Source organism: Streptomyces boluensis, assembly GCF_009908195.1.
Lineage (GTDB): Bacteria > Actinomycetota > Actinomycetes > Streptomycetales > Streptomycetaceae > Streptomyces > Streptomyces boluensis.
On sequence record NZ_JAAAHS010000052.1, the window covers coordinates 20,349 to 28,178 of the forward strand.

Sequence of the window (7,830 nt, forward strand, 5' to 3'; positions counted from 1 at the left end):
CGGGGCGGCGAGCGAAGGAAGTGAGGAACTGCCTTCATGGGGCGTCGGCTCGTACCGCTCACTCTGGACAACCTCCAGGACCTCCCCAAGCGGTGCCGTACATGCGTCTTCTGGGAGCTGGACCCGGTCAGAGGCCAGGACGCGGTAAAGACCGGAACTCCCGAGCTGGAGAAGGAGTCCTGGATCTCCGCGGTGCTCCTGGAGTGGGGCTCGTGCGGCCGCGTCGTCTACGTGGACGACGTCCCTGTCGGCTTCGTGCTGTACGCACCGCCCGCCTATGTGCCGAGGGCCACCGCGTTCCCCACGAGCCCTGTCTCGCCCGATGCGGTGCTGCTGATGACGGGCTGGATCGCCCCCGGCTTCCAGGGGCAGGGGCTCGGGCGCGTGGTGGTGCAGACGGTCGCCAAGGACCTGCTGAGTCGGGGCTTCAAGGCGATCGAAGCGTTCGGGGACGCCCGCTGGAAGGAACCGGCCTGTGTATTGCCCGCTGACCATCTGCTCGCGGTGGGCTTCAAGACGGTACGGCCACACCCCACGTATCCACGGCTGAGGCTTGAGCTGCGTACGACGCTTTCGTGGAAGGAAGACGTCGAGCTCGCGTTGGACCGGTTGCTGGGAGCGGTGCAGAAGGAACCGGCGCTGCGGCCGCTGTGAGAAACGAGAACGGGCCCAACCCTCAAGGGGGTTGGGCCCGTTTCACGTGAAACAGCACGCTGTTTCACGTGGTGACTACTTGATGAAGCCCTCGAGGTCGCGGACGATCGCGGCCTTCGGCTTGGCGCCGACGATGGTCTTGGCGACCTCGCCGCCCTGGTAGACGTTGAGCGTCGGGATCGACATGACGCCGTACTTCGCGGCCGTGGCCGGGTTCTCGTCGATGTTGAGCTTGGCGATGATGATCTCGTCGTGCTCAGACGCGATCGCCTCAAGCGAAGGGGCGATCTGACGGCACGGTCCGCACCAGGCGGCCCAGAAGTCGACCAGCACAGGCTTGTCGCTCTTGAGGACCTTCTCCTCGAAGTCCGCGTCCGTCACGGTGATGGTGGCACCGGCCATGGTGTTCTCTCCTTAGTGAACTGAATGTGGGGCGAAGCTAGGGGTGGGTCAGACCGCGGCGGCCGCGGTCTCGTTGTCGGCGAGAGCGGCCAGGTAGCGCTCGGCGTCCAGGGCGGCGGAGCAGCCGGTGCCGGCCGCGGTGATCGCCTGACGGTAGGTGTGGTCGACGACGTCGCCCGCCGCGAAAACACCGGTCAGGTTGGTGCGCGTCGAGGGGGCCTCGACCTGGAGGTAACCCTCGTCGTCCAGGTTCAGCTGGCCCTTGAAGAGCTCGGTGCGCGGGTCGTGGCCGATCGCGATGAACAGGCCGGTGACCGGGAGCTCGGAGGTCTCACCCGTCTTGGTGCTGCGCAGGGTGAGGCCGGTGAGCTTCTGCTCGCCGTTGACCGCGGCGACCTCGCTGTCCCAGGCGAACTTGATCTTGGGGTCGGCGAGGGCGCGGTCCTGCATGGCCTTCGAGGCGCGCAGGCTGTCGCGACGGTGCACGATGGTCACCGACTTGGCGAAACGGGAGAGGAACGTCGCCTCTTCCATCGCGGTGTCGCCGCCGCCGATCACGGCGATGTCCTGGTCCTTGAAGAAGAAGCCGTCGCACGTCGCGCACCAGGAGACACCGCGTCCGGACAGCGCGTCCTCGTTCGGCAGCCCGAGCTTGCGGTGCTGCGAACCGGTCGTGACGATCACGGCCTTGGCGCGGTGCACCGTACCAGCGGTGTCGGTGACGGTCTTGATCTCGCCGGTGAGGTCGACGTTGACCACGTCGTCCGGGATGAGCTCGGCACCGAAGCGCTCTGCCTGGGCGCGCATGTTGTCCATGAGCTCGGGGCCCATCACGCCGTCCTGGAACCCGGGGAAGTTCTCCACCTCGGTGGTGTTCATCAACGCACCGCCTGCGGTGACGGCACCCTCGAACACCAGCGGCTTCAGCGAAGCGCGCGCGGTGTAGAGCGCTGCCGTGTAGCCGGCGGGGCCGGAGCCGATGATGATCACGTTACGGACGTCGCTCACGGCTTGATTCCTCGTCTCTGCGGACTGCCTAATGCTTCGGGAGGAGCCCAGCTTCCGGACTCTCACCCCACCCAACGGATCCTACGGGGCGTGCATTCCCGCTGTGTCCGCGCACATGGTGTGTTCGTGCGCACGCGGAGCGGCCCCGGAGCGGCCACGTACCCAGCGCGTCGAGTCGGGGAGCAGGACGAGCGCGTCAGGACCGCGGGTAGGTGTGCGTGAGCAGGACCTCGCCCTTGCCCGACGGGGTCTTCTCCGTGCAGGAAGCGTCCACGATGTACGCGGTGACGCGAGAGGCGTCCGAGGCGTCGGGGAGCACCACGAGGTAGGCGCCCTTGCCTTGGTACGTGCCCTTCTTCGCGGCGAGCGGCGGGGCGTTCTTGCCGATGCCGAGCGAGACGCACTTCGGCACGGTGGGTCCCTCGCCGCGCATCGGAGAGTTCGTCCTCGGCGTGCGCTGGCTGGACTCGGTGCTGAAGGGCTTCGAGGCCTCCGGTTCGGCGCGGTCGCCCTGGGCGAGCAACGAGGCGACCTGGTCGTCCAGTGCACCCCCCGAGAAGGTGCGAGGTTCGGCCGACCCCGAGGCACTGGTCGTACCCGGGTCCTGGTTGTGGTCGCCGCCGGGCTGCAGCAGCAGAGCGCCAAGCCCGATCGCGGCGACGGTGGCCACGGCACCGAAGACCGCGCCGGCCACCCTGCGGCGCCGTCGACGCGGGGCGCCGGGCCGACGGCCGGGGCCCGAAGCCGCACGCGGATGTCCGGCGGGACGGTCGGGACCGGCGGGAGCGGGGGTCGGCGCAGGGCTCGGCGCTTCTTCAGGGGAACCGAGCACGGACGCGCCAGCAGGAACAGCCGTATCAGCGGAACCGGCCCCGGACGCATCGGCCGCAGACGGACCCTGCGTTGTTTCACGTGAAACACGCGGCCCGACACGCGGCTCGGTCGTTGACGTGAGCGGCTCCGGATCCGGTTCCCGCTCCTCAGGACGCGTCGCGTCGAGAAGCGCCTCGGCGGCCAGCGCCGCATCGATGCGGCCCGCGACGTCGGCGGGCATCTGCGGAGGGCCGGGCAGGGTGCCGAGGAGGTCGCGGATCTCGGTCAGCGAGGCGAGTACATCGGCACAGAGCTCGCAGTCGTCGAGATGTTCGCGTACATCAGCGGTGCGGGAGGGAGGAAGCAGGCCCTCGGTGAGATCGGAGAGCTCTGTCACGTCCGGGTGCTGTTCGGCCGCGCCGGTCGTGGATGTCACGCTCGCCCACCTCCACCCTTCACGGCTGCTGAATCGCCTGGCTCTGTTCCTTGTGCCCTTGCGTCGCGCGGTACTGCTGTCGGTGGGACGGATGGCTCCGGCGTCCGGTTCCTTCCCGGCCCGGGGTTCTTTCCGCCAGGCCCTTCCCTGCCCCGTGGGCCACGGTCCGCGCGGAGGTGGCTGAGCAGGGGAAGCAGCCGGGCCCGCCCGCGCGCACAGCGGCTCTTGACCGTGCCCGTGGGAACGCCCAGCACCTCGGCGGCCTCGGCGACGGGATAGCCCTGCATGTCGACGAGGACGAGCGCGGCCCGCTGGTCCGGCGGGAGCGTGCCGAGCGCCTCGATGAGCTGCCGGTGGAGGTCGCGCCGCTCGGCCGGCTCGGAGGCCGACTCGTGCGGTTCGAGGAGCTGCTCCAGGCGCTCCGTGTCGTCCATGGGCGAGGTCTTGCGGGAGGCGGCCTTGCGCGCCCGGTCGAGGCAGGCGTTGACGGTGATCCGGTGCAGCCAGGTGGTGACCGCGGACTGGCCGCGGAACGTGTGCGCGGCGCGGTACGCGGAGACCAGGGCGTCCTGGACCGCGTCCGCGGCTTCCTCGCGGTCGCCCAGGGTGCGCAGCGCGACGGCCCACAAGCGGTCGCGGTGGCGGCGTACGAGCTCACCGAAGGCGTCGGGGTCCCCGGCGACATGGCGGGCCAGGAGCGTCGCGTCAGGGGCTGCTGAAGTCTCCTCCGCCTGCACCTGCTCCCCCTACTTCGGTCGAAGGCTCAGCGTATCGGCGCCCCAAGTGCGTGTAAACAGTCGCGAATCGAGGTGAAGCACGCCCTCGAACCACTGCTCAACCAACGGAAAACGCCCGGAGGTTGAATGTCCTCCGGGCGTTCTGCCGAATTGGCACTGAACCCTCGGCAACGCTGAAAAACAGCGGTACAGAAAGCGCGGGACCGCCGTTTCGGTGGCTTTTACGAGGTGCTGGCTATTCCGAGCGGTTCGTCCCCAGGACCTTGATCTCGGAGATTCCGCCCCGGAAGACCTCAGCCGAGCCGTCGGTCGGCAGCGACGTGATGTGCACCAGCACGTACCGGGTGCGTACCGTCTCGTCGAGGGTTTCCTTGAGGTGCTTTCCGGCGGCGCCGAGCTTGCGGAGGTCCTTCGAGAAGTCGCTCAGGGACGAGGGCTGGGACGCGTCCTCGGGGGCGGCGAGTACTTCCACCTTCTGCCCGGCGCGGTACAGATCGATATCGAAACCGGCGATGTCCTGGACGCTGCCGAGGTCGACGATTATCCCGCTGCCTTCCTTACGGTTCGGAAGGTTGCCGAAGTTCGCATAGCCCTTGTACTGCGGTGTGACCCAGGAACTGGCGGCGTCGCCGTCCACGGCCTGCGGCACGTCGGCTTCCTTGATGCCGCTGCCGCTCGGCGCGAACTCGTACGCGTCGCTGATGTCCAGGGGCTTGCCGGCGACGGGCTTCTCGTCGTCCTCGCCGCCCGGCTGCGACGTGCCGGGGTCATCGGACTTGTCGCGCTCCATCAGGGCGTCCGCGAGCTGCCAACTGCCAAGCCCCAGCGCCGCGATGAGCAGCGCGGACACGGCCCACTTCAGTGCCTTGCCGGTACGGCTCTGCAGCGGGGCGGGCGGTGCCGCGGCCAACTGCTGGGCCGCCGGACTCACGGCGGTGGGACGGCCGTACGTGCCCTGCTGGTAGGTGGTGCGCTGGTACTCCGGCGGTGCCGTGTACGCGGGCTCCGGCGGGCGGATGCGCGGCATCTCCCCGACGGCCTTCGACAGCTCCTCCGGGGTGGCGCACGGCTGGTCCTGCCGGGAGGCGGTGGCGCCGTCATTGACCAGGGCGCGCATCGCGAGCTCCGACAGGCCCCGGTGGACCCCCGCCCGCACCTGCTCGGGTGCGATCAGGCCGATGTCCTTGGGCAGGCCGGACAGGCCGTACGCATCGTCCTCGTACGGCCAGCGCTGTGTCAGCGATGCGTAGAGCAGCGCGCCGATGGCTTCCGTGTCGGAGCGCTGCGGGGTGTCGCTGCTGATGCCGCGCAGCGCGGCGTTCACGGCGAGGCCGCGGATGCGGTACTGGCCGGAGGACGAGCGAAGCACCGCGCTGGGCGTGAGCCGCAGATGCGCCAGGCCCTCGCGGTGCGCGGCCGACATGGCCTGCGAGACCTGGCTGACCAACTGGTAGGCGTCGTGGGCCTCGAGCGGCCCGGCGGCGAGGAGAGCGGTCAGCTCGGTGGCGTCGGGCAGCCACTCGTGAACGACGTAGACGAGCTCGTTCTCCTCCACCGCGTCGAGGACCTGCACGAAGCGCGGGTCGCCGAGGAGTGCGGAGGAACGGGCGGCGGAGAGGACCGCGCGGGCCCGCGGGTGCTCGGCCGGAAGGAGATGGACGCCGACGGCGCGACGCAACTTCTCGTCGACCGCGCGCCAACTGCTGAATCCGTCCAGACGGGTGACGCACTCCTCGAGCCGGTAGCGCCGGGCGAGTTTGTGGCCGCTGTGCAGTTCGGGGGGTGTGGCCTGTGGCTTCTCGGCCTCGGCAGGTGTCTCGGCCGGTGCGTCACCGGACGTCTGATCCTTGTCGGCCGCCGTTGTCTCTCGGCTCTCGTCCGCCCCGTCGGCCGTGGGCTGGTCCGCCTTGGCGGTCAGCGACTCGTCGTCGCCCCCTGCTGCCACGTCGACGGCAGCCGTGCTCCGTTCCGCCACCGTCGTTCCTGCCTCCCCATCCGTTGCGCTGTCCGGCTCTGTTGCGCTGTCCGACGCCAAAGCCAATTGTGCCCACAGTCTGCCGCTATCCACGACACGCGATGGCCGGGGATGGTTGTGCGAAAACGTGGACGACGACGTCGTATCAGCGGCCGAGTCGCCCGCGGACCATGCCGACGAGCGCGTTCAGCTCCTGGATCCGCATCCGGCGGGCGGCCACGAAGAAGACGCCGAGCAGCACGATCCCGCCACCCACGAGAGCGGCGAACGACCCCAGGGCACTCGTGCCGATGACCTCGAGCAGCACGAACCCGACCGCGCCACCGAGGAGGGCCGCCGGGATGGAGGCGCCGATGAGGCGGGCGTAGGTGCGCACCACATGCGAGCCGTCCAGGTCCCCGCCGAGGCGCTTGCCCAGCCTGCGCCAGGCCACACCCACGCCGACCACGTAGGCCAGGCCGTACGAGGCGGCCATGCCGACGACCGCCCAGCGGGCCGGCAGGACGAGGAAGCAGATCAGCGAGGAGAGCGCGTTGACCGCCGCCACGATGACCGTGTTGTAGAAGGGCGTCCGGGTGTCCTCGTAGGCGTAGAAGCCGCGCAGCACCACGTACTGCACGGAGTACGGGATGAGGCCGAGGCCGAAGGCCATCAGGACGTAGCCGATGTTCGTGGCGCCGGGGGTGCCCGCGTACAGCAGCGTGGTGATCGGTACGCCGAGCGCGAGGAAGGCGAAGGCGCACGGCACGATCGCGACGGCGGAGGTGCGCAGCCCGTACGAGAGGTCGTCGCGGACCGCGGTGGCGTCGCCGTCGTTGGCGGCGCGTGAGATGCGCGGCAGCACCGCGGTCATCACGGAGACGGTGATGATGGCCTGAGGCATCTGCCAGAGCAGAAACGCGTAGTTGTACGCGGTGATGCCGGTGCCGGGGTGGCCCTGGTGGTCGGCGGTGAAGCCGGCCGAGGTGGCGAGCTGGGTGACGACGACCATGCCGAGCTGGTTGGCGAGGACGAAGAACAGCGTCCACTTGGCCAGCGCCGCGGTCTTGCCGAGTCCCTGGCCCTTCCAGTCGAAGCGCAGACGTGGCCGGAAACCGGCCTCGCGCAGGTACGGCAGCATCGACAGGGCCTGCACGGCGAGGCCGAGCAGAGTGCCGATGCCGAGCAGCTGGACGCCCTCGGGGGTGATGTTGGAGGGGGTCACGCCGGACGTGTCCGAGCTGCCGAAGGCCCAGATGAACGCGGCGAACGTGGCGATGATGATGATGTTGTTGAGGACCGGGGTCCACATCATCGCGCCGAACCGGCCGCGCGCGTTCAGGATCTGCCCGAGCACCACATGCAGACCCATGAAGAACATGGTCGGGATGCAGAAGCGGGCGAATGTGACGGTGAGGTCGAACGTCTCGGGCTGGGACGCCAGTTGGGGCGACATCACCTGGACGAAGACCGGTGCCGCGATCACACAGATCACGGTGACCGCGCCGAGCAGTACGACGACGAGCGTCAGCAGGCGGTTGGCGTAGGCCTCGCCGCCGTCGTCGTCGTTCTTCATGGCGCGGACCAGCTGCGGGATGAAGACCGCGTTCATCGCTCCGCCCGCGACGAGGATGTAGATCATCGTCGGCAGGGTGTTGGCGACCTGGTACGTGTCGTTGAGGGTGGCGACGCCGATGGCCGCGGCCATCACGAGCGTGCGCAGGAAGCCGGTGAGCCGGGACACCATCGTGCCCGCGGCCATCAGCGCGCTCGACTTCAGGATCCCGGCCGCACGGCCGCCGGACTTCGGCGGCGCGGGCTGGGGC

At 69.4% G+C, this 7,830-nt stretch carries 7 protein-coding genes; 1 reads left to right on the plus strand and 6 read right to left on the minus strand.

What is annotated here, in order from left to right; translation table 11 throughout:
- Nucleotides 1-36: 36 nt before the first annotated feature.
- On the plus strand, nt 37-654 hold the full coding sequence (locus GUY60_RS10045) for a GNAT family N-acetyltransferase (protein WP_161696060.1): 618 nt from the start codon (nt 37-39) through the stop codon (nt 652-654).
- Between the two features lie 75 nt (nt 655-729).
- Here the strand turns inward: GUY60_RS10045 and trxA are convergent, their stop codons facing one another.
- From trxA to murJ, 6 genes are all read right to left on the minus strand, one after another.
- A complete protein-coding gene (trxA, locus tag GUY60_RS10050; RefSeq protein ID WP_161696062.1) occupies nt 730-1,056 on the minus strand; it encodes a thioredoxin in 327 nt (108 codons plus the stop codon).
- Between the two features lie 48 nt (nt 1,057-1,104).
- On the minus strand, nt 1,105-2,064 hold the full coding sequence (gene trxB / locus GUY60_RS10055) for a thioredoxin-disulfide reductase (protein WP_161696064.1): 960 nt from the start codon (nt 2,062-2,064) through the stop codon (nt 1,105-1,107).
- Nucleotides 2,065-2,260: 196 nt separating this feature from the next.
- On the minus strand, nt 2,261-3,313 hold the full coding sequence (locus tag GUY60_RS10060; protein WP_161696066.1) for an anti-sigma factor family protein: 1,053 nt from the start codon (nt 3,311-3,313) through the stop codon (nt 2,261-2,263).
- Complete coding sequence (gene sigM / locus GUY60_RS10065; protein WP_161696068.1) at nt 3,310-4,050, minus strand: RNA polymerase sigma factor SigM; 741 nt, start codon at nt 4,048-4,050, stop codon at nt 3,310-3,312. Before sigM ends, GUY60_RS10060 begins: the two co-directional genes overlap by 4 nt.
- 235 nt (nt 4,051-4,285) lie before the next feature.
- Entirely contained in the window at nt 4,286-6,025 is a 1,740-nt protein-coding gene (locus GUY60_RS10070; RefSeq protein ID WP_161696069.1) for a protein kinase family protein, read from the minus strand.
- 145 nt (nt 6,026-6,170) lie between these two features.
- Nucleotides 6,171-7,830: murein biosynthesis integral membrane protein MurJ (murJ, locus tag GUY60_RS10075; RefSeq protein WP_161696071.1), on the minus strand; the 1,660-nt coding region annotated here is incomplete at its 5' end.